The 17485-nt window shown below is 58.5% G+C and carries 24 protein-coding genes and 2 pseudogenes; 10 read left to right on the forward strand and 16 right to left on the reverse strand.

Translation table 11 applies throughout. The features are described from left to right. Positions 1–18: 18 nt before the first annotated feature. A complete protein-coding gene (locus L6D89_RS30290) occupies positions 19–282 on the forward strand; it encodes an HNH endonuclease (RefSeq protein ID WP_236202109.1) in 264 nt (87 codons plus the stop codon). Between the two features lie 127 nt (positions 283–409). Here L6D89_RS30290 and L6D89_RS30295 read toward each other — a convergent pair whose 3' ends face one another. The 3 genes from L6D89_RS30295 to L6D89_RS30305 form a co-directional block, all read right to left on the reverse strand. Then, positions 410–799: a hypothetical protein gene (locus tag L6D89_RS30295; RefSeq protein ID WP_236202110.1), complete on the reverse strand. Its 390-nt coding sequence runs from the start codon at positions 797–799 to the stop codon at positions 410–412. 160 nt (positions 800–959) lie between these two features. Next, the gene (locus tag L6D89_RS30300) at positions 960–1334 is read right to left on the reverse strand and encodes a hypothetical protein (protein WP_236202111.1); all 375 of its coding nucleotides are present in this window, start codon (positions 1332–1334) and stop codon (positions 960–962) included. Between the two features lie 424 nt (positions 1335–1758). Continuing rightward, positions 1759–2019 carry a pyocin activator PrtN family protein gene (locus L6D89_RS30305; protein ID WP_236202112.1) on the reverse strand — a complete coding sequence of 87 codons (261 nt, stop codon included), beginning with the start codon at positions 2017–2019 and terminating at the stop codon, positions 1759–1761. A gap of 47 nt (positions 2020–2066) precedes the next feature. Between L6D89_RS30305 and L6D89_RS30310 the strand changes: the two genes are divergently transcribed. Both L6D89_RS30310 and L6D89_RS30315 read left to right on the forward strand, forming a co-directional pair. Then, positions 2067–2294: a DUF4224 domain-containing protein gene (locus L6D89_RS30310; RefSeq protein WP_309295845.1), complete on the forward strand. Its 228-nt coding sequence runs from the start codon at positions 2067–2069 to the stop codon at positions 2292–2294. A gap of 124 nt (positions 2295–2418) precedes the next feature. After that, positions 2419–2652: a hypothetical protein gene (locus L6D89_RS30315; RefSeq protein WP_138527019.1), complete on the forward strand. Its 234-nt coding sequence runs from the start codon at positions 2419–2421 to the stop codon at positions 2650–2652. A gap of 1140 nt (positions 2653–3792) precedes the next feature. Here the strand turns inward: L6D89_RS30315 and L6D89_RS30320 are convergent. The 5 genes from L6D89_RS30320 to L6D89_RS30335 form a co-directional block, all read right to left on the reverse strand. Further along, positions 3793–4587, reverse strand: a complete 795-nt coding sequence (locus L6D89_RS30320) for a hypothetical protein (RefSeq protein ID WP_236202113.1) — start codon at positions 4585–4587, stop codon at positions 3793–3795. Positions 4588–4659: 72 nt separating this feature from the next. Then, positions 4660–5256: a type VI secretion system-associated protein TagO gene (locus L6D89_RS30325; protein WP_236202114.1), complete on the reverse strand. Its 597-nt coding sequence runs from the start codon at positions 5254–5256 to the stop codon at positions 4660–4662. A 46-nt stretch (positions 5257–5302) separates the two neighbouring features. Next, positions 5303–5614: a hypothetical protein gene (locus L6D89_RS30330; protein WP_236202115.1), complete on the reverse strand. Its 312-nt coding sequence runs from the start codon at positions 5612–5614 to the stop codon at positions 5303–5305. 884 nt (positions 5615–6498) lie between these two features. Beyond that, a complete protein-coding gene (locus L6D89_RS32715; RefSeq protein ID WP_309295846.1) occupies positions 6499–6831 on the reverse strand; it encodes a site-specific integrase in 333 nt (110 codons plus the stop codon). Further along, positions 6824–7543 carry a hypothetical protein gene (locus tag L6D89_RS30335; RefSeq protein ID WP_309295847.1) on the reverse strand — a complete coding sequence of 240 codons (720 nt, stop codon included), beginning with the start codon at positions 7541–7543 and terminating at the stop codon, positions 6824–6826. The genes L6D89_RS32715 and L6D89_RS30335 overlap by 8 nt, the downstream gene beginning before the upstream one ends. Positions 7544–7820: 277 nt before the next feature. On the opposite strand from L6D89_RS30335, the gene L6D89_RS32680 reads away from it, so the two are divergent. Next, positions 7821–7946 (forward strand): hypothetical protein, encoded by a 126-nt coding sequence (locus tag L6D89_RS32680; RefSeq protein ID WP_276574854.1) that lies wholly within the window; start codon positions 7821–7823, stop codon positions 7944–7946. 103 nt (positions 7947–8049) lie between these two features. On the opposite strand, the pseudogene L6D89_RS30345 reads toward L6D89_RS32680, so the two are convergent. Continuing rightward, positions 8050–8368: pseudogene (locus L6D89_RS30345) on the reverse strand (DUF4406 domain-containing protein). Positions 8369–8624: 256 nt separating this feature from the next. Further along, positions 8625–9165 (reverse strand): annotated as a pseudogene (locus L6D89_RS30350) (DNA-methyltransferase); the annotation flags it as partial. A 239-nt stretch (positions 9166–9404) separates the two neighbouring features. On the opposite strand from L6D89_RS30350, the gene L6D89_RS32895 reads away from it, so the two are divergent. Further along, on the forward strand, positions 9405–9563 hold the full coding sequence (locus L6D89_RS32895; protein WP_373875000.1) for a YceK/YidQ family lipoprotein: 159 nt from the start codon (positions 9405–9407) through the stop codon (positions 9561–9563). Positions 9564–9624: 61 nt separating this feature from the next. Further along, the gene (locus L6D89_RS30355; RefSeq protein ID WP_236202116.1) at positions 9625–9951 is read left to right on the forward strand and encodes a hypothetical protein; all 327 of its coding nucleotides are present in this window, start codon (positions 9625–9627) and stop codon (positions 9949–9951) included. A 121-nt stretch (positions 9952–10072) separates the two neighbouring features. Here L6D89_RS30355 and L6D89_RS30360 read toward each other — a convergent pair whose 3' ends face one another. From L6D89_RS30360 to L6D89_RS30370, 3 genes are all read right to left on the reverse strand, one after another. Next, complete coding sequence (locus L6D89_RS30360; protein ID WP_236202117.1) at positions 10073–10240, reverse strand: hypothetical protein; 168 nt, start codon at positions 10238–10240, stop codon at positions 10073–10075. Between the two features lie 267 nt (positions 10241–10507). Then, complete coding sequence (locus tag L6D89_RS30365) at positions 10508–10822, reverse strand: hypothetical protein (protein WP_236202118.1); 315 nt, start codon at positions 10820–10822, stop codon at positions 10508–10510. A 324-nt stretch (positions 10823–11146) separates the two neighbouring features. Next, positions 11147–11512 (reverse strand): DUF3509 domain-containing protein, encoded by a 366-nt coding sequence (locus tag L6D89_RS30370; RefSeq protein ID WP_236174863.1) that lies wholly within the window; start codon positions 11510–11512, stop codon positions 11147–11149. Between the two features lie 492 nt (positions 11513–12004). On the opposite strand from L6D89_RS30370, the gene L6D89_RS30375 reads away from it, so the two are divergent. Further along, the gene (locus L6D89_RS30375; RefSeq protein WP_236202119.1) at positions 12005–12370 is read left to right on the forward strand and encodes a LexA family protein; all 366 of its coding nucleotides are present in this window, start codon (positions 12005–12007) and stop codon (positions 12368–12370) included. Between the two features lie 206 nt (positions 12371–12576). Further along, positions 12577–13416, forward strand: a complete 840-nt coding sequence (gene galU / locus L6D89_RS30380; protein WP_024767166.1) for a UTP--glucose-1-phosphate uridylyltransferase GalU — start codon at positions 12577–12579, stop codon at positions 13414–13416. A 57-nt stretch (positions 13417–13473) separates the two neighbouring features. Here galU and L6D89_RS30385 read toward each other — a convergent pair whose 3' ends face one another. Then, the gene (locus tag L6D89_RS30385) at positions 13474–13905 is read right to left on the reverse strand and encodes a VOC family protein (RefSeq protein WP_236202120.1); all 432 of its coding nucleotides are present in this window, start codon (positions 13903–13905) and stop codon (positions 13474–13476) included. A gap of 88 nt (positions 13906–13993) precedes the next feature. On the opposite strand from L6D89_RS30385, the gene gorA reads away from it, so the two are divergent. Then, positions 13994–15352, forward strand: a complete 1359-nt coding sequence (gorA, locus tag L6D89_RS30390; protein ID WP_236202121.1) for a glutathione-disulfide reductase — start codon at positions 13994–13996, stop codon at positions 15350–15352. A gap of 71 nt (positions 15353–15423) precedes the next feature. Here the strand turns inward: gorA and L6D89_RS30395 are convergent, their stop codons facing one another. Both L6D89_RS30395 and L6D89_RS30400 read right to left on the reverse strand, forming a co-directional pair. Beyond that, on the reverse strand, positions 15424–16422 hold the full coding sequence (locus L6D89_RS30395; RefSeq protein ID WP_236174868.1) for a bile acid:sodium symporter family protein: 999 nt from the start codon (positions 16420–16422) through the stop codon (positions 15424–15426). A gap of 96 nt (positions 16423–16518) precedes the next feature. After that, positions 16519–16797: a hypothetical protein gene (locus L6D89_RS30400; protein ID WP_236174869.1), complete on the reverse strand. Its 279-nt coding sequence runs from the start codon at positions 16795–16797 to the stop codon at positions 16519–16521. 188 nt (positions 16798–16985) lie between these two features. Between L6D89_RS30400 and L6D89_RS30405 the strand changes: the two genes are divergently transcribed. Further along, on the forward strand, positions 16986–17459 hold the full coding sequence (locus L6D89_RS30405; RefSeq protein WP_236202122.1) for an Lrp/AsnC family transcriptional regulator: 474 nt from the start codon (positions 16986–16988) through the stop codon (positions 17457–17459). The last annotated feature ends 26 nt before the right edge of the window (positions 17460–17485 follow it).

Here is a 17485-nt window from a genome sequence, read left to right on the forward strand (position 1 = left end):
AGCACCAGGGAGCGCAGAATGACCGGCAGGAAGCTTCAGGAGCGTCGGTTGCGTGTGTGGTCGAAGGATCCCTGTTGCGCGCACTGCGGCAAGCTATGCGCTTTCCCTGAAGGCTTCGAGCTGGATCACAAGCTATCCCTTCACGCTGGTGGCGCTGACACGGACGAGAACTGCCAGGTGCTCTGTTCAGGGCCTGATGGTTGCCACGCGAAGAAGACGGCTACTGACCTTGGATACAGACAGAAGAGAACCATCGGCATCGATGGTTGGCCAGTCGGGTAACGGGGGGATACGGATACCCTGGTGGGCGCCGAGGCGGAAACCGCCTCGGAAGCTTATCATCCATTAATCCGTAGATTTTTCGTTTTGCAGATGCAAAAAGCCCCGCAAAGCGGGGCCTGTTCAATCCCTAGAAACCAGGGAATCCATCGTCATCATCTTCGCCGTCCTGTGACGGCAGCTCAGAGCAATCGTCGATCGTAGATTTGGCTTCGTTGATGTGTTCTTCAGCATCGTCTAGAAGCTGGCTGAAATTGCTGACCGAAATGGTTTCGAGATTTACAGTCTGGAGGTTGTCTGCGAGAGTGCGAAGCGCATCAGGCATCCCGTCTAGACGAATACACTCCTCTCCATAAGGCAGGTCATCCAAAGGGACGTAGTCGCGCGGGTCTCGCGCCTTCTTTTTGTTGTCGATTTCGGTAGCTACCGCAAGGTAGTTCTCAGCCTCCTCAGCGACCTCTTCTGCCCGGCTGACTAACTCCTGAATTTTCTCTTTTGCGTCTTCCAAGAGATCCGACATCGAAACACCTCTCCCTGCGTCATGTGAACGGTCACGTTAGCGAATTTTGCAGCGGACATTCGAGTAACAAGCTGATGTGGCGCAATGATCCTTTGACTCACTGTAACCTACGAGATCGTTCTGGATAGGTACCCGAAGTTCAGCCCCTGATGCCGGGCAGTCAGGATGACAACTGGTGGAGGAGACGTCTGATCTCTCCAGCATCTACTTGTGCCTGCATCCCTTCAAAAAATTGGACTACATTTCGGCCGCGGAGAGTCTGATAGAGCTCCTCACCGAAGTCTGTTCTCTCCATTGCACCCAGGATCGCAGCGCCTCCACGGCGTACACCCGCAGGTCGGATTAGCCCAGACGCTTGCAACTGCTCTCCGAGTAGTTCACTGATGTCAATCAGTTCAGCGTGAGTTTGGTTGAGCTCGGCTTTAGCGGCGAGAAGATCACGCTCGTACTGCCCCGCAACGAGGCCAGGGCTGAAAGTCTGTCCACCGCCATTGGCAGCACCAAGCAAGCGTTTGATCAATTCCCACAGTTCCAATGTGCTACTCCTTCAGTCCCTGATTACAGTCGTAGGTAATACTGGCTCCAGAGTATCAGTCTGCCCCGATCGAAACTGCAACCAAGTCTCAGTCAAGCGGGGGGATCAGATATGCCGTACCCCCTGAGAAGGGAAACCGACCTCACAGGTGCCCTAGCACTAATCGCAACAATTTTGCTGCGTTCTCACGCCAGGGGTAGGGGGGGGAGTCGGATACTCAAACCCCCTTTCGACTGGAAACCTCGCCCCCTCGCACGCGCAGAAAAAATTCCCCTTTTCAAAAAGCTTTACCTTACCTTACCTTACCGGTCGTCAGCAGCCCTATAACCCTTGTGGCACTAGGCTTACGCCCGGTGTTAACTGCCATTTGAAATCAGCAAATGGTTAACAAGTTAACTAGACCAGAGCTAGACCGGCGTGTGTGTCACCGTCTCAGCTTTCTGAGCTCTTCCTGTGCTTCTGTCCGGCGATCATCGATGTACCTGGCCAGGTCAGCTAGATGGACGCCGCGCGCGGTCTTCTGCGAGCGCTCCATGCGTACGATCGGCAGATTGATCTCTCCGGCCAGCACCTTCCGCTGGAGCTTCTCCGGTGAAAGGTGACTGAAGTAGTCGGCGCAAACGCGCTCGAGCGGGATGATGGCAGCTCCGTCGTACTGGGCCATCAGTAGAATTGCGGTGTTCACTGTTGGTTCCTCAATCACTGGATTGGGGGTGGCCCTGGAGATTCGAATTGGAAACATCCATCGTACTGACAGCGATTGAATTGGTTGAGCTTAGCGGTTACCGAAAAACCTCTGCGCAAGCCAGATGGTTGGAGCGCAATGGCTTTCCATTCGTCATGGGTGGCGATGGTCAGCCCAAAGTTCTGCGCCAGGCAGTTGAAGGCCGCCTTGGAGGGAAGTTGGGTGAGAAGAAGCGAGAGCCGCAGCTTCGCCTTCGGTCGGGTCAGCAGCCTTAGCAGAGGCTCAGCACGCTGTGCGGTTTGTCCTGCAGAATGATGTTTAGCACCAAATGAAGGCGCAGCAGACGGTCTATCTTGTCCAGGTTCACCCTCTTTCCCTCTGGCTCGAAAAGGAGGACGCATGTCGAATATCGAGGTTTATGTTCCAGCAGTGGACGGCTCCGCTTACTGGATTCACGAAAAGGGGGAGTCCTGCCAAAACGCGATTCACACCCTGTTCACCGACGATTTTGCTGCTCCGCCAACCCAGATGGTGGTGGAGATTACGACTGATTCTGGCAAGGTTGTGAGGGTGAGCATTCCCTACAGCAACACAGGTAAGGCAGTGGTTCGGATTGATGACGAGCTCATCTAGGTTGCATCTGGCTCGCTTGATTGCAAAATGATGGCTTGATATATGTTGGCCTCCATCGACTAGGAGGTAAGGATGATCAGGCTAAATGAAGAGGAACTCGCTGCTTGGGATCAGTTCGCGGCGGCAGCCCTGGGGATGGCGCTTGAGCGTTATCCCTCTCGACCTGAATTAGCTGCGCGGGAAGCAGCTGCTACCGCTGATGAGCTAGTCGAGGAGCGTCGTCAAAGAGCGCGCGAAATATGACCGATCGATAGCTTTGCCAGGGCCCGCCGCTGAGCGGGCTTTGCTATTTAATATTCTTTAGATCTCTGTTCCTGAAATGGAGATTTGACTGTGGTGATAACGGAAACGGCCTAGACGTTTACTCATCGCCTGAGGGGGGGTCACATGGAGAGTCCTGAATGGCCTGCGAAGAGCAAGCAATCCGTCTTAATCGACTAGCAGATGAGTTCGAGCGCGCGCTCTCTGATGGCACGCATATAGGGCGTGACTGCAAGGGCCGAACTGGCCGCACACTTCGAGATATTCTCTCGAGCACCCCTTATGAATCGCATGTCGAGCTACTGTCAAAGTGGGTTCTGGAGGACTTCGAGCAAAGAGGCCCTGGCAGGATAAGAAACATCGCGGATACGTTCGGTCATGAGGAGGAGCAGATGCTTATCGTTAGGATGAGCATGATCTAAGTGATCTCTCAAGCTGTATCGAGTGGAGTTCAGTAGCAGCAGATTGGTGTTCACGGGCCATGGCTCAGAAACGAAAAGCCCCGCGGTGCGGGGCTTAGGTCACGGATTGGCGAGGCGCCGTAGGTCGGCCATCAATATCTCGCAATGCTGCAAGTGGAGCTGAGCTTCTGCAGTGCTAACGTCTTCATTTACGTCGTAGTCTGCCTTCTGCCTTGCTAGTTTTCGCTGTCTAAGTCTGGCGCCAATTTTAGAAAGGCCACGCCCCTTTCCCTCGAAGGCCCCAATCAGCTTCTCATGCGACCCGCCGAGCATTCCGTCCGATGTGGCTAATGAAAGCCTTTCGACAGTTTCTCTGGCCTCATGAAAAGCAGCGTAATAGGACCGACCGATTGCAGCGCGCGCGAAAGCTTCACCTGAGTCACTGAGGAGTGCTTTAGCTACCTCAAGAATGTCATTGCTAGACACTGACACGAAACACCTCCATTTGCCGTGATTCGTGGCCTGGGACAAATGGGATGACATCAATGGATAGGATTTCGTTGAGCGGGCCATCAAAGTTGTCGATTAAAGCGTCCGAAACCTCAATGCCTAGCTTAACTAGCTCTTCAATGCTGCCTTTCGCAACGATCTGATAGAGGATCCCCTCATCACGCAAAGCAAAGAGCTTGTAATCCAACAAAGGGTGCCCTACACGCTGGATTACTAGCGATGCGGCGAATGCGAGTCTCTTGGTGACTTCAGAGTCGTCGATTCCGTGGTCCTCAAGGATTGAACTAGCAACCCTCGCGTACTCGTCGTACAGCTCGATGTCGGGAACTACCTCAGTGGCCGACTTGAACATGCCAAGCTCCATGTAATGAGGCACCAGGAATTTTCTGGATGCTTCAATGATGCTATCAACATCGAGCCTCTCAATTACAGTCCGTGCTTCGTTCAGCCTTCCGCCCATCTCCAGGACATATGCGCGCGAGAGGATCATTGCCATCTCATCAAAGCCGATGGACTGCGTCTCATCAAGACGACTCAACGCCTGATCAGTTCTTCCTGCAAAAGCGCTCAGGTAGGCGAGTTCATGCCACATTCCAGCTCTTATAAGGTCGCTGGCACCAGGCCTGTCTCGCTCGGAGATCAGATTTCGCTCAAGCCGTTTTGCTGCAAGCTCATCGAAGTCGAGTGTCTCACGAAGCTTCTGCTGAATGACCTGTCGTTCCCTTACTAAGTCATTCGCCCTGAGTTCTGGAACCGGATTCATGCCGCTCGCTCCATAATCGCCCCGTTCACTGCCCCATGATCCTCCGGTACTCCTGCTGTGTCTCCTGCAGACCTACCATCCACATCCCTTTCGGATCTCAGCAAAGGCAGCCTCGGCGCCGTTGGTGTCGAAAACGGCAGTCACAGGGCTCTCATTGTAGGGAGTCACGCTGGCTATGAAAGACTTGCTACTAGAGAGCTTCTTAAGGACGCCCACTGGGGATCCAGGATAGAACGCCGCGACCTTATCAGTGGAGAGCGTCCAATTGCCCTTCGTGGCCTTATCTTTGTCTACCCGAATGGTCGTATACGCGTCGCTCCCCAAAAAGTCATTCCAGTTGATGTACAGCTCCGTCTGATTATCTGCGCATCGCACGGTCAAACTGATCGGCTTGTTCCACTTACTGCGACCGTTGGTGGCAATCAAGGTGGCTAAGTAGACGTTCTTATCGTTGAGCGGATCCACCTCGGTGCTGGTCTGCCATTTCCCCTTACCCTGCGGGGAAGTGCTCTCTACATGCGGCGCCAAGGAATGCCGTTCCGCGAGCGCGTCGTAGCAGCTAATTCTGGTGACGGTGTTGGACTGGGCTGCGCACTCAGCGATCTCTTTGTCTTCAACAGCAAAGGCCAGGACCGGGATAGCTAACAGCAGAAGTAAAGCGGCTTTCATGGCAACCTCCTTGTTTTGAGGAACGACTTTGTCCCGTGTACGCGCGTCAACGGTCATAGGTCTTCCCGCCCGTAGAGATTAGGTAAAGGGATCGAGAGTAGGGCAGGCGTGCAAGAATCTTGGTGTTATTCACCACCGCGGCCATCGTGAGGCCACGGCACATAATGCTCACGCCACCCTGGATGCGCTCACACATTGCGTCGGCGCTATCGATGAAGTTCGTCTTGTTCAAACGAAGCATTATGACTGTGCGCCCCTCGGGCACTGCGCCAATTGGAGGGACCACGAAGATTGTGATCTGGGTGTAGACGGCAATCGCAATAATCACCAGAGCAACCAAGCTGATCAGCTTCTTCATGAGACTTCCTTGTCTTCAGTCAGGGCATTCTGCCATCACAGATTGCTTGGCCGCTATAGGTTGGCGGCCGGTTCCTACCTGAAATCGTGTTCTCGTTAGCAGCGAGAATTTTGAGCTAAATTTTCTACGCCCATTCGAGGGAGGGCCAACTGGCCTTTTTGCCCAGGGCGCAACTGTGAGGTGAGAAATCAGCTGAGGAAGGACCTAATCGTGGAAGATTGCGATCTGGAGCTTATGGAGGCGGCAGTCACCGCCTTTCTGTGTCTTGTGCCGGCGCTGGCCGAGCAAATTGAGCACAGCGTTCCCGCGGGCTCGACCAGGGCTGAGCGGAACCTACACCGGCAGCAAAAGGGATGGGCAGAGCTCTGCCATTCGGCGCATCGAACTGGCGTTGATCCCATGGAATACGCCAGGCAAGTGGTTGCCGTGCATAGGCAAGATCAGCGAACGCGAAACCTCAACTGAAGCCGCTCGTCCGGAGTGGTGGGCTACTGGCGACTCTCAGGGAGCATGCTGCTGGAGCGGCACTTGGTCTCGGCTATCTTGACACTGTGGCCGAAGGAACGGCTCATCTGTTATCCCCTGAGTCGCCGTCTTGAAGCCCCGCTTACTCTCCAGGTGCGGGGCTTCTCGTATGGGCCTTTTTATCGCTTCCTTATATAAGGAAGGGCGTCCTTGCACCCCATGCATGGGGTCACTTTCAAAAAAGTGAGTAGGAATGTGAGTAGATTGTCGGGCGCTCTTTGATGGAGCTCAGCAGCTAAAGGCTTTCAGTTGCCTCTTCGAGTCCGGCTCCGGGCACCACTTCTAAATCAACGGTCTACGGTCCGTTGTGCTACCCCCCCTTCTATCGTTCCGGTCCGCAATTCAGGATTCGTCCGCCATTACTTCGTTGGCGTGACCTTTTTGCCTTTCCGATCACGGATATAGCGCTCGGTCATCGTGACGGTGGTGTGCCCCAGCTGATCCCTGACCTTCAGGATGTCTCCGGTCGATTCCGACTTGTCGCTGCCGGCTTTCGCGTGCAGGTCGCGGAGCTGGAAAGTGGCCTTTTCGATGCCGGCAGCTTCTCGGGCCAGGTCGAACCGGTCGCGCAGCATGTACTTGGTCATTACCAGCCCAGCCTCGGACACGATCAGACGAGTGGGCCTGACCTTCATTCCGGCCTTCCCGGCCTTGATTCGGTCGAGCAGGGCGGTGAGTTCAGCCTCAATCACGATCCGGCGCTTCGCCTGGGTCTTGCCCGGGGGCGTGCAGCATCCCGTCGCGGATATCCCGCTCATCCATGGCCAACACATCCCCAGGCCGCTGGCCAGTGAGGTAAGCGAGGTCCATCGCCTCCTGCAGGCCGATCTCGAAGTGCTGGTAGACCAGCAGGTAGAGGTCGTCCTCGATGTAGACGTCGCGGCCGGCTTCCGGGTTGTCGCTGATCCCTGAGCAGGAGTTGGCCAGTTTCGTGTAGCCCATCTTCCGCGCGTAGTTCCACATGTGGCTGAGCAGGGCCTTCTCGCGGTTTGCGCTGACCGGCGCATCGCTACGCCAGCGCATGTACTGGTAGACGTGCTGCGGCTCGGTCGAGTCCAGGGGGCCGGGCGGGTCGTCGAAGAACTCCATCAGCTTGACCAGGTACTGGGCGTCCTTCTTCTGGGTGCTGGGCGCCTTCTTCGGCACCACGTCGAGGAAGTACTGCGCAGAAACGTAGCGCAGGGTGACGATCTTCTCGGCCAGGTTGTCGGCGTTGCGATCCCGCTCCAGCTCGGCGTACTTCATGATCGCCAGGCCGTAGTCGGAGCCGAGCGGCACCTCTTTCCGCGGCTTGCCGCCGGCGTCGTAGCTGTAATAGGTCTTTCCGCTGGGCTTGGTGCGCTCACGCAGGTGCGTCGCTGCGCCTGGCTTCTCAGGAGGTTGGCGGAGATCACGCAGGGCCATCCGTTCATCTTGATGATGTGCTTGATCCCGCTCTGCTTCAAGACGCGCACCTGGCCTGCCTTCGCCCGGGCGCCGGTGAGCTGGCAGATCTCCTCATGGGTGAGGAAGGCGATGGGTACTATGGATACTTCATCTCTGTACCGGTTGATGCCAGCGGGTTCAGCGATGGGGGTAGTTGGTGAAAACGTACGGCGCGTTGATATCTATCAGTGGGGCGTTGAGGGGAGGGGGCGAGACTCAAGTCAGGCGCTATGAGCGCAGTCTGGAGAACTTGAAGATGAAAGCTCTGTCCGTACTGATCGATCTGATTAGCAGTGATGATGCTGTTGTTGCTCTTGGTGTTTTCTCATTTGTCGTAGGTGCTCTCGCCGTGTCTTCGGTACTGCTGCTTGGCGTGAGCTGAGGGGTATAGCCTCAATGGGGCAATCTTTGTGAGGGCAGGCCTGTGCGCAGGCAGTCGCATTTCTCGGAGGGTTGGCCGGTGCCGTGGCAGAAGGTGGGGCGGGTCATGCTGCGCTCCTTGCCGGCTCGGTGATCTGGCTGGCAGTGAATACCTGCATGCCCAGTTCGCTGGCAACGTGGTATTCGAGGCAGGCGCCCTTGGACTTGTCCCAGCCCGGGAACAGGGCGACTGCCTCGCAGGTAATGAGCTTCTGCAGAACCAGGCGCAGGTAGTGCCCATTCGAATCCGTCGATCATGCCGTGGTCGGCCGGGTTCTCGGCGTGGTAGCCGAGCTGCCGCAGGCGCGCGGCCTCGGTGTGGAAGGCCGGGTAGTTGAACTCCGGCGGGCCGGTCATGGGCCCGATTATATGAATCCATTTCATGAGGTTTTTTGCCCCTGGAGCTTGGCTCAGAGGCCACCGGTCATTATGTGGTTGGCAGTGGAGCGGCTGGCGCCGTACTCGGCTGCCAAGGTCGCCTGGCTCACGCCGCCGGCTCGGTAGCGCGAATGAGTTTTGCGAACCTGCTGCTCGGTGAGGACCGCTTGCGAGTGGGCCGAGCCGATCTTTGTTCTCGTGGTCCGCCTGCTCCAACCTTGGCCGCAACGTCGCGACTGCCGTGCGTGAGTGTTCGGGCTGGCTGGCTCGAGGATCGCTGTCTGGTCGAAGCAGTACCGAGCGGATTTGCTCAGCACGAAAATGTACTCGTGCGACTTGGTGTAGCGGTCGCGGATGATCTCCGGCATCGGGTTCTGCTTGTTCCAGACGATGTCCTGGCGCAGGTACCAGCCGTCAGCCTGCAGGGCGAAGGCTAGGCGCCAGGGCATGCCCACCAGGTCCTTCGCCTTCAGGCCCATCTCTCTACCGCGGACGCTGGTACCGGATTGAAACCTTGGGTGTTCGTTGATCCGGCGAGCGGAGGCGGCGCTGCGCCCCGACTTCTGGCCATTTCCTTGCGGGCGCCCCTGCGCGCCCCAGCTACCGGCGTAGCTGTCGCCCATATTCACCCAGCAGGCACCGTCGTCCCGGAGCGCCCGCCGCACTTCGCGGAACACCTCAACCAGCCGCGTGATGAACTCGGCCGGCTTCTCCTCAAGACCGATCTGGCCCTCCACCCCGTAGTCTCGGAGACCGTAATAGGGTGGGCTAGTGATGCAGCAGTGCACCGAGCGCTCAGGCATTGTCCGGATCAGCTCCAGGCTGTCGCCGACCAGAATCTGGTGAGCGGGGTGTCATGGTCTCTCCAGGTCGAGCGCCGCCTCGCTGATGTTTGGGAAACGTCCTATTGCGGCGGCGTTGGCAGGCCGTCAGGGTTCCCGCTCCAACCAAGGAGCGGATTTAGATGCGGATGTGGTGCAGGGCGATGGGGCTTGCTGTTGTGGTGCTCAGCACGAATGGCTGTGCGAGTTCGCTGGGGCATATGTTCGGTCCATGCCCCTATGTGGGGGTGCAGCTGGACGCGAAATCTTGGGATGTCGCCGGCCCCTTGATCTTCCTTGATATGCCGTTTTCTGCGGTGATGGACACGGTGCTTTTGCCTCTAGACCTTGCCTCCGGGAGGAGTTGCAGCGGCTGGTAGAGCGCCGCCGCGCGGTTGTCGTAGACTCGGCGATCTTTTGCGCTGCTTAGGGATGGCGGTGATGCGATTCGCGAAGGTGTTTCTGCTGCTCAGCTTGCTGGTCTTCTGCACAGTACTGATCGGCGGCGTAGGTGGCGCTCTAATGAAGCAGTTTCCCAGAGCGGTGTTCAGCTCTGACGAGGAGAGGGTCGCCTTCGTGGCGAAACTGGACGCCGGTTTAAAGAATGGCGGAGCTGCAATGGAAGAAGCCAGGCGGCTGAACGAGGATTTCAGCGCCAAGGTCGTATGGCGCCAAAGAGCTGTGTTCTGGGGAGAGATATTTGCCTATGTCCTCGTCGTGTTGACGGCGACGCTGCTGTATCTCCGGTCTACACCCAGAAAGAACTGAGCGCTGCCGCGCCGCGAGTGCAGTGGAAGGGTTGGCTGCTGAAATTTTGACGTAAGAAACCCGGCATATAGCCGGGTCTCGGTTGAGGAGTGTCGAGGAGTTATTCAGGCTTCTGACCGCGCTACTTCTCGACTGGCTTCTGGGGGCTGCCTGTGCCCGGATCCTCTTCCTCTTCTTCGTTATGGCGACGCATCGGATCGTTCGGATTCTGCCGATGCGGATCGTTGGGGCTTTGTTTGCTGGGGTCGTTGGGGTTCTGACCAGCATTTTGGTTTTGTGTCTGGTTCATACATCACCTCTCAAGGAGACCAGGCAGTGGTCTCACTCGGTAGAGGAGTGTGTTGTGCACTCGTTCAACCTTTCGCTGCCGCTGGCGTTGCCATTGGTCGGAGCGGTGTTTCGCGTCGCCGAAGGGACTCATCGCTCGGTAGGTTAGTGGTGGAGTTCCCACGGCCTCAACGAACTTGTCTTCGAAGACATCACCCGTAGGATCATCGGCGGCCTAAATGGCCTGGCCGGCCCTCTTGACCAGAAGTGCACGGCACTGGGATTGTCTCTACTTCATGGCGTCTCGGTGCTGTCCATCGTCTTCGAACTGCTGGCATTTGAGTTCGGCGCTGGCGAATGCCTGATCGGGTGTTTGGTCGCTGCGGTAGCCGAAGCGCACGAAGTATCTGGCGATCAATCGAGTGTCCGGGTCGAGTTTGCTGCTGCGGGCGTCGACGGCCGAGATTGCTTGTTGCTCGGTACTGCCCTGGTCCCTGTAGGCTGCGCCTGCATGGGCAAACAGACCCACGCCCTTGCAGAAGTCCGATGCCTGGCCACTGGTGGCCAGGGATGCGAGCAGGAACAACGCCGTGAGTCTCAGCATGCGACCTCACCAAGCCTGCGATTGAGTGGCTACTTGAAGTATGGTGCCTGCTTCGAGCTTCCGCCTGCTCGCCAGCTGTCGATGGCGACTGAAAGTCATCACGCTCTGTCGCAAATTACTGGAAGGACATGGCATCTGAGATAGGCGTGATCGGCCCAATGCCCGGTGGCGCGCTGGGTGTCGTTGAGACCTTGGGTGTTGTCAGCATCCACGAGGATCGCAGCCTGTCTCTCCCAAGCCATTGCGAAGTGCCGGTCTGATATGGCGAGCGTGCAGGGCATGAAAACCTCGGCCCGGACCGGGGTTTTCATCATTTCCAGCGTTTCAGGCGCCAACGTTGGCCATCGAGCGCAATTTCGCCCCGGCCTTGACGATGCGGCGCTGGCGCAGCGGCCCGGCAGCTTCATAGAAGTTCTGCAGCGGTACTTCTTCTTTGAAGTGGTCGGCATCGTGTTCCTGCAAGGGACCGTATTCGGTTGCCAGATCCCGTCGAATGCGACCAACCAAGCTGGTGAGCAGTGCTTCGTTGCGCTGTTCTTCCAGGCGCACTACGCGGCAGGCGATGTGTTCGCCGGCTTCCTTGCTCAACGTCATGATCAGATTGCCGTCCGGTCGAGCCGTGAAGCTCACGTCGAAATCGGAGAATACCTGGCAGAGGTATTGGGCGGCAGGCAGGCGGTCGATTGGCATGGTGTCGTCCTCAGCAGTGAATGGGCAGTTCCTTCCCTTTCAATGCAGAGTGCATACCAATTCAGGTTAAATTAAAAATTCTTTAAAATCATATAGTTATGAGTTTTTGTCGTCTCGCTTGCCTTGCAGCTTGCATGGGGGGAAGCAAATCGCAGGGCATTTTGCACGACGATGATTTCAGTGCGGGAGAGGGTGGTGCCGTGATGACTCGGCTTTGGCCTTGTGCTTCTGCAAGCGAGCCCGGCGCATTGGCACCCGCAGGATGGCCCAGAGGGTAACCAAGGCCAGCAGGAACCAGCCGAAAATCATGAGCGTGACGAACGTGCCTGGATTCATATCGATATCCTCACCCCTCCCTAAGAGTAGTCCACCGCCATCGGTGCGCTGTCCTTTCGGTTGAGCGGCATTTCTCCCTGTAGGTTCCATCCAATGGCTTGTCGGGCTTGCAAGTATCTGCTATCTGTATGGATATACAGTATTCGAGGAAGCGTCATGCAACAAGCCATTCTGGAAGTCAGCGACGTGGTGCAGCCTGGCGGAGTAATCGCGGCTATGTCGCTTCACACCTACATAGTCCGCGCATGTGGCGAAGGCATGACGCAGGCAGGGATTCACGACTGCGACCTGCTGCTGGTCGACCGTTCCGAGCTGGCTTCGCCCGGTGAAATCGTGGTGGCAGCGCTCAACGGCGAGGCGCTGATACGTCGCCTGGCCATCATCGATGGCTCATTTGCGTTGCAGGCGGCAAGCGACGGCTATCCGACCCTGAAAGTCGAGGAGGGCGATGAGCTGTCCATCTGGGGCGTGGTGCGTCAGCGGCTTGCCGTTAGCGATGTGGCGCAAGCCGCCTGGGTCTAGGTCTGGCGCGGGATGGAGCGGGATGCTGACCATTTGCCAGTAAGCTGGAGAACTAAATGGGGGCCTTGGTGGTCAGATTGCGAGTGCCATCGGTTTCGCAAGACCTCACAAGAGTCGTGCAGCTTGCAATCCGGGGCATTGTAAGGCGGGCGCAGCCTGATTAGACTGCGCGCAACTCGCACCCCTGTCCCTCTCGAAGGACTCCCATGATCAAGAAATGTCTGTTCCCGGCCGCCGGCTACGGTACCCGCTTCCTCCCGGCCACCAAGGCCATGCCCAAGGAAATGCTGCCGGTGGTGAACAAGCCGCTGATCCAGTATGCCGTTGAAGAGGCGCTGGAAGCCGGTCTCGGCGAAATCGGTATCGTCACTGGCCGCGGCAAGCGCTCGCTCGAAGACCACTTCGACATCAGCTACGAGCTGGAGCACCAGATTCGCAACACCGACAAGGAAAAGTACCTGGTCGGTATTCGTCGCCTGATCGACGAGTGCACCTTCTCCTACACCCGTCAGGTCGAAATGAAGGGCCTGGGCCACGCGATCCTGACCGGCCGTCCGCTGATCGGTGACGAACCCTTCGCTGTCGTGCTGGCGGACGACCTGTGCCTGAACCTGGAAGGCGACAGCGTCCTCAAGCAGATGGTCAAGCTGTACAACCAGTTCCGCTGCTCGATCGTGGCGATCCAGGAAGTACCGCCGGAAGAGACCAACAAGTACGGTGTGATCGCCGGCGAGATGATCCGCGACGACATCTATCGCGTGAATACCATGGTCGAGAAGCCCAAGCCCGAAGACGCCCCGTCGAACCTGGCGATCATCGGCCGCTACATCCTGACCCCGGATATCTTCGACCTGATCGAGCAGACCGAGCCGGGCAAGGGCGGTGAGATCCAGATCACCGACGCCCTGATGAAGCAGGCCCAGGACGGTTGCGTACTGGCCTACAAATTCAAGGGCAAGCGCTTCGACTGCGGTAGCGCCGAGGGTTACATCGAGGCGACCAACTTCTGCTACGAGCACCTCTACAAGACTGGCAAGGCCTGGTAACTCCGGGTCTTTCCACTCTGGAAAAAGCCACCTGCGGGTGGCTTTTTCTTTTCCGGCCTACATGGAGCGCGGAATCGGCAGGGCTTCCGAGCCCGGGCCCAGTGGTTGGCCGTAGCTGAACTCGACGTAGTTGCCGGCCGGGTCGCGCAGGCCGCAGTAATAACCCACGGGAAAAGGTTCCTGTCGGGGTGGCCAGATCAGGCAGCCGGCAGCCTCGGCCTCCTTCGCGATGCGGTCGACCGCATCGTGGGAGTCGACGGCGAAGCCGAAGTGGCTGTAGTCGTCGACTGCCAGGTGGCGTTCCTGACCGCCCGGTATGATGACGAAGATGAAACGATGCTCGTTGCCTGGTTCTGCCATCCAGACGATGCGCGAGCCCTTGCCTTCACGCTCGTGGATGACCCGCATGCTGCAGAAGCGCTGGTAGAAGTCCACGCAGGCTTCCAGGTCCGGCACATGCAGGGCCAGGTGGGTCAGGGTCGGGTGCATGGCGATTCCTCCTTCAGGGCCGGCACTTGGCAGGATAGGTCAGGCGCCATGAGGTATGCTGGCTCGCATATCCAAGCGGAGAACCATGATGTCTTTCGATTTTGACCTGTTCGTCATCGGTGCGGGTTCGGGCGGTGTGCGTGCCGCGCGCTTCGCTGCCGGCTTTGGCGCCAAGGTGGCTGTGGCGGAAAGCCGCTACCTGGGCGGTACCTGCGTCAACGTCGGTTGCGTGCCGAAGAAGCTGCTGGTGTACGGCGCACACTTCCATGAAGACTTCGAACAGGCTGCCGGGTTCGGCTGGACCCTGGGTGAGGCGAACTTCGACTGGTCGACCCTGATCGCCAACAAGGATCGCGAAATCCACCGGCTCAATGGCATTTATCGCAACCTGCTGGTGAACAGCGGCGTCACGCTGCTGGAGGGCCATGCCAAGCTGCAGGATGCGCATACCGTTGAGGTCGCCGGGCAGCGCTTCCGCGCCAGGCATATCCTCATCGCCACCGGCGGCTGGCCGCAGGTACCGGACATTCCGGGCAAGGAGCACGCGATTACCTCCAATGAGGCCTTCTTCCTCAAGGAGTTGCCGCGTCGAGTGCTGGTGGTCGGCGGTGGCTATATTGCGGTGGAGTTCGCCGGCATCTTCCATGGCCTGGGAGCGCAGACTTCGTTGCTGTATCGCAAGGAGCTGTTCCTGCGCGGCTTCGACCGCAGCGTGCGAGAGCACCTGCGTGACGAACTGACCAGGAAGGGCCTGGACCTGCAGTTCAACAGCGACATTGCGCGCATCGAAAGGCAGGCTGACGGCACGTTGGCTGCAACGCTCAAGGATGGCCGTGTGCTGGAAGCGGATTGCGTGTTCTACGCCACTGGCCGTCGCCCGCAACTGGACAATCTCGGGTTGGAAAACGTCTCGGTCGAACTGGATGATCGCGGCTATGTGAAGGTGGATGAGGCTTATCGCACGAGCGAGCCGTCGATCCACGCTATCGGCGATGTGATCGGTCGTGTGCAGCTGACCCCCGTGGCGCTGGCCGAAGGCATGGCGCTGGCGCGCCAGCTGTTCCGCCCGCAAGAGTACCGTCCGGTGGACTACAAGCTGATTCCCACTGCCGTATTCAGCATGCCCAACATCGGCACCGTGGGCTTGACCGAGGATGAGGCGCGCAGCGCCGGGCACCGGGTGAAGTTGTTCGAGAGCCGTTTCCGCCCCATGAAGCTGACACTCACCGAGTGCCAGGAGCGGACCTTGATGAAACTGATCGTCGATGCCGACACCGACAAGGTGCTGGGTTGCCACATGGTTGGCCCGGAAGCAGGGGAAATCCTGCAGGGCATCGCGATTGCGCTGAAGGCCGGGGCGACCAAGCGGGTCTTCGACGAAACCATCGGTATCCACCCGACCGCCGCCGAGGAGTTCGTCACCCTGCGCACGCCGGTTGGTGCCTGATAGCGGTCGAAAAGAAAAGCCGGTGCATCTGCACCGGCTTTTTCATGGGCGGCTTTCGCCTGGCTGTGCACTCAGTTGGCACGTTCCAGCGAAGCCTGGCCGTCCTCCTGGCGCTGGTGGTAACGCTGGGCGAGCACCGCGCAGACCATCAGCTGGATCTGGTGGAACAGCATCAGCGGCAGCAGTATCACGCCCACGGTGCTGCTGGCGAACAGTACCGAGGCCATCGGTACGCCGGTGGCCAGGCTCTTCTTCGAACCGCAGAAGATAATGGTGATCCGGTCCTCCAGGGAGAAGCCCAGCCAGCGTCCCAGCAGGTTGGTGGCGATCAGCGCCAGTGCCAGCAGTACACAGCAGGCGACTACCAGGCCGGCCAGCGCGGGCAGCGGCACCTGGTGCCACAGGCCCTGGATGACGGCGGCGCTGAAGGCGGTGTAGACCACCAGCAGGATCGAGCCCTGGTCCACGTAGCGCAGGACCGGCTTGTGCCGCTCCACCCAGGCACCGATCCACGGTCGCAGCAGTTGGCCAGCCAGGAACGGCACCAGCAATTGCAGGGTGATCTTGCCGATGGCGTCCAGCGTCGACATACCGGTATCGCCATGGGCGCCGATCAGCAGCTGTACCAGCAGCGGGGTGACGAACACCCCCAGCAGGCTCGACGCCGATGCGCTGCAGATGGCCGCCGGGATGTTGCCTCTTGCCAGCGAGGTGAAGGCGATGGCGGACTGCACCGTAGCGGGCAGGGCGCAGAGATACAGCATGCCCAGGTACAGGTCCGGGGTTACCAGCGGCGACAGCACTGGCTTGAGCGCCAGGCCTAGCAGGGGGAAGAGGATGAAGGTGCAGGAGAAAATCAGCAGGTGCAGGCGCCAGTGCGTGGCGCCGGCAATGATCGCCTGGCGTGACAGCTTGGCGCCGTGGAGGAAGAACAGCAGCGCGATGCCCAGGTTGGTAATCCAGCCGAAGATCACGGCAGCGGTGCCTTCGCAGGGCAGCAGGCTGGCAACGGTCACGGTGGCGATCAACGCCAGGGTGAAGTTGTCGGGGAGCAGGCGTGGGCGAGCCATGGGCACATCTCTCATCGTTGTTGTGTGAAGGACCACGAGGGTCAGGTTCGCACTCTAAGCCCGGGAGCATGTGCCGGCTAACGCCAGAAAGTCAGCTTATGTCGCTGAGAGGACAGATGCGCCAGCGCCAACGTGCAGATCGACTGAGTAGACACTGACCATTCCCCGCATCCGCTGCGCTATGACTTCCGCGCGATAACGCGGCAGCGTGTTCACCCGCAAGGCGATGTCCAGCCATTCCTCATGACGGGAAGCTTCAACTTCTGCCGGCACATGACCCTGCAGCGCGAACTGGTTGAGCAGCCGGCAGAGAATGTCGGCATCGATCTCTGTGCGGATCAGGTAGCGCACGTCGGCGGCTACTTCGGTGGGCACCGGGCGTTCCTGTTGGTCCAGGGGGAATTCGGCGAGATGGAGTGCGGGGAGTGTCATGGCAACTGACCGAGGCGGGGAAGTGAGAAATATTCTGCGGCCCATGCGGAGGATTTATTTGCCTGTTTTTAGCCATGAATCCCTTATCTGTGCATTAATGATTCTCTGAAGTTACTCATGGTGAATCATTTATGCCTGTTTTGCTGGATGCCCAGGACCGCAAGATCCTTGCCTTGCTGCAGGATGAGGCGACTCTTTCCACGGCAGAGATCGCCGAACGTATCGGTCTGTCTCAGTCGCCGTGCTGGCGCCGGATTCAGCGGTTGAAGGAAGAGGGGGTGATCCGCAAGCAGGTCACCCTGCTGGATCGCAAGAAGATCGGCCTGAACACCCAGATTTTCGCCCAGGTGAAGCTCAACGCCCACGGGCGTAACCACCTGACGGATTTCGCAAAGGCCATGGAGGCGTTTCCTGAAGTCCTGGAGTGCCACGTCCTGATGGGGGCAGTGGACTTCATGCTGCGCATCGTCACGGAGGATGTGGAGGCTTACGAGCGCTTCTTCTTCGAGCGACTGTCCCAGGTGCCGGGCGTGCAGGAGATCAACTCCATCGTGGCGCTTTCGGAAATCAAGTCCACCACCACATTGCCGTTGCCGCGGGGCTGAAGGGGCGCCGGGAGGCCGGCGCCCTG

It is taken from the genome of Pseudomonas pseudonitroreducens (assembly GCF_021603645.1).
GTDB classification, from domain to species: Bacteria; Pseudomonadota; Gammaproteobacteria; order Pseudomonadales; family Pseudomonadaceae; genus Pseudomonas; species Pseudomonas pseudonitroreducens.